Origin of the sequence: Porticoccus sp., from assembly GCF_041592135.1 — a bacterium.
Lineage (GTDB): Bacteria > Pseudomonadota > Gammaproteobacteria > Pseudomonadales > Porticoccaceae > Porticoccus.
Map to the genome: position 1 here is coordinate 1 of NZ_JBFHQR010000200.1, position 2525 is coordinate 2525.

The following is a 2525-nucleotide window of genomic DNA, read 5'->3' on the forward strand; positions in this document are numbered from 1 at the left end:
CCCCCGAACTTCAATTCTCTGCCCAATAGGCGCTTCTGCTGCTTCAAATGCAAATTAAAGCAATTCAAGGGCTCTGATACCATGTCAGCATCAATCTGCCTCTCATGGTATCGCCGCTTTCGTCATTGCTACACGCAATGAATACCATGAAAAACACCATTGATAATGCGGATTATATTATTGCACCGCCTTATTTTATTTTTATATTTCAATTTGTTACAAGCCAACGTCACTCCCACTCAATGGTAGCAGGCGGCTTGCTGGATACGTCGTAGGCCACCCGTGAGATCCCGGCAATTTCATTGATAATGCGGTTGGAGACTTTTTCCAGCAGTTCATAGGGCAGGTGCGCCCAGCGGGCGGTCATGAAATCGACGGTTTCCACGGCGCGCAGGGACACCACGTATTCGTAGCGGCGGGCGTCGCCCACCACTCCCACGGACTTGACCGGCAGGAACACCACAAAGGCCTGGCTGGGTTTGTGGTACCAGTCCGCCCGGTGCAATTCCTCAATGAAGATGGCATCGGCTTCCCGCAGCAGATCGGCGTATTCCTTCTTCACCTCGCCGAGGATACGCACCCCCAGCCCCGGACCCGGGAAGGGGTGGCGATACACCATGTCGTAGGGCAGCCCCAGTTCCAGGCCGATCTTGCGCACTTCGTCCTTGAACAATTCCCGCAGCGGCTCCACCAGCTCCATTTTCATGTCGTCCGGCAGGCCGCCGACGTTGTGGTGGGACTTGATGACGTGGGCCTTGCCGGTTTTGGACGCGGCGGACTCGATCACATCCGGATAAATGGTGCCCTGGGCCAGCCATTTGATTTCAGACAGCTTGCTGGACTCTTCATCAAACACGTCGATAAAGGTCTTGCCGATCACCTTGCGCTTCTGCTCCGGATCGGCCACCCCGGCGAGATTGGCCAGAAAGCGCTCTTCCGCATCGACGCGGATGACCTTGACGCCCATGTGCTTGGCGAACATGTCCATCACCTGATCGCCCTCGTCCTTGCGCAGCAAGCCGTTGTCCACAAACACACAGGTCAGGTGATCGCCGATGGCCTTGTGCAACAGTGCCGCCACCACCGAGGAATCCACCCCGCCGGACAGCCCCAGCAGCACCCGCTCATTGCCCACCTGGGTACGGATTTTGGCAAGACTGTCCTCGATGATGTGGGCCGGCGTCCAGAGCGCGGCACAGGAACAGATATTCAGCACGAAGTGCTCAAAAATCCGCATGCCCTGCAGGGTGTGCGTCACCTCCGGGTGGAACTGCAGGCCGTAGAAATCGCGTCGCGGGCAGTACATGCCGGCAATGGCGCAGGACGGGGTCGAGGCCATCAACTCGAAGCCCTCCGGCATGGCGGAGACCTTGTCGCCGTGGCTCATCCACACATCCAGCAGTGAACCGCCATCGTGGTCCACATGGTCCAGCACATCCTGGAGCAGCCGGCTGTCGCCGTGGACCTTGATCTGGGCGTAGCCGAATTCCCGCAGATTGGAGCTTTCCACGGCACCGCCCAACTGCTCGGCCATGGTCTGCATGCCGTAGCAGATACCCAGCACCGGCACCCCCATCTCAAACACGATCTGCGGGGCGCGGGGTGAAAACCCGGCGGTAACGGACTCCGGGCCGCCGGCGAGGATAATACCCTTGGGGTTAAACGCCTGGATATCCGCCTCGCTCATGTCCCAGGCATGAATTTCCGAGTAAACCCCAATCTCCCTGACGCGCCGGGCAATCAGCTGGGTGTACTGGGAACCAAAATCGAGGATCAAAATCTTGTGTGAATGAATATCTGTTGTCATAACCTGCCACTGCCAATTTAAAAGGGCTGCACGGTGCAGCCCTCATTGCTTATTTTGGTAGATTACCCCGTTAACGGGGATAGTTGGGCGCTTCCTTGGTGATGGCCACATCGTGCACATGGCTTTCACCCATCCCGGCAGAGGTCACCCTGACGAAGTTGGGTTTACTGCGCAGTGTCTCGATATCAACGCTGCCGGTATAGCCCATGGCCGAACGCACGCCACCCATCATCTGGTGAATAATGCCGGACACCGGCCCCTTATAGGGAACCCGGCCTTCAATGCCTTCCGGCACCAGTTTTTCAACACCCTGACTGGCATCCTGGAAGTAGCGGTCGCTGGAGCCGCTGGTCTGGCCCATCGCGCCCATGGAACCCATGCCGCGGTAGGATTTATAGGTGCGCCCCTGGTAGAGCTCGATTTCGCCGGGGGCTTCTTCGGTACCGGCGAACAGGGAACCCATCATCACCGAGTGCGCACCGGCAGCGAGGGCCTTGGCGATGTCGCCGGAGAAGCGGACGCCACCGTCGGCAATCACCGGAATCTGATGCTTGGCCACCGCCGCCACCACATTGGCAACCGCGGAAATCTGCGGCACGCCGATGCCGGTGACGATCCGGGTAGTACAGATGGAACCGGGGCCGATTCCCACCTTGATGCCGTCTGCACCGGCCTCAGCCAGGGCCAGGGCGGCCTCTGCGGTGGCGATGTTGCCGCC

Annotated in this window: 2 protein-coding genes; both read right to left on the minus strand. The window is 58.9% G+C overall.

Annotated features, from left to right (window positions below; genetic code table 11):
* Nucleotides 1-229: 229 nt before the first annotated feature.
* Nucleotides 230-1807 carry a glutamine-hydrolyzing GMP synthase gene (gene guaA, locus ABY948_RS12035; RefSeq protein WP_461482776.1) on the minus strand — a complete coding sequence of 526 codons (1578 nt, stop codon included), beginning with the start codon at nt 1805-1807 and terminating at the stop codon, nt 230-232.
* A 70-nt stretch (nt 1808-1877) separates the two neighbouring features.
* Nucleotides 1878-2525, minus strand: a 648-nt coding sequence (locus ABY948_RS12040; protein WP_461482777.1) for an IMP dehydrogenase, incomplete at its 5' end; no start/stop codon positions are given.

Excerpts from the sequence above, each read along its gene's own strand:
- guaA (WP_461482776.1), bottom strand. The coding sequence starts at position 1,807 with ATGACAACAGATATTCATTCACACAAGATTTTGATCCTCGATTTTGGT.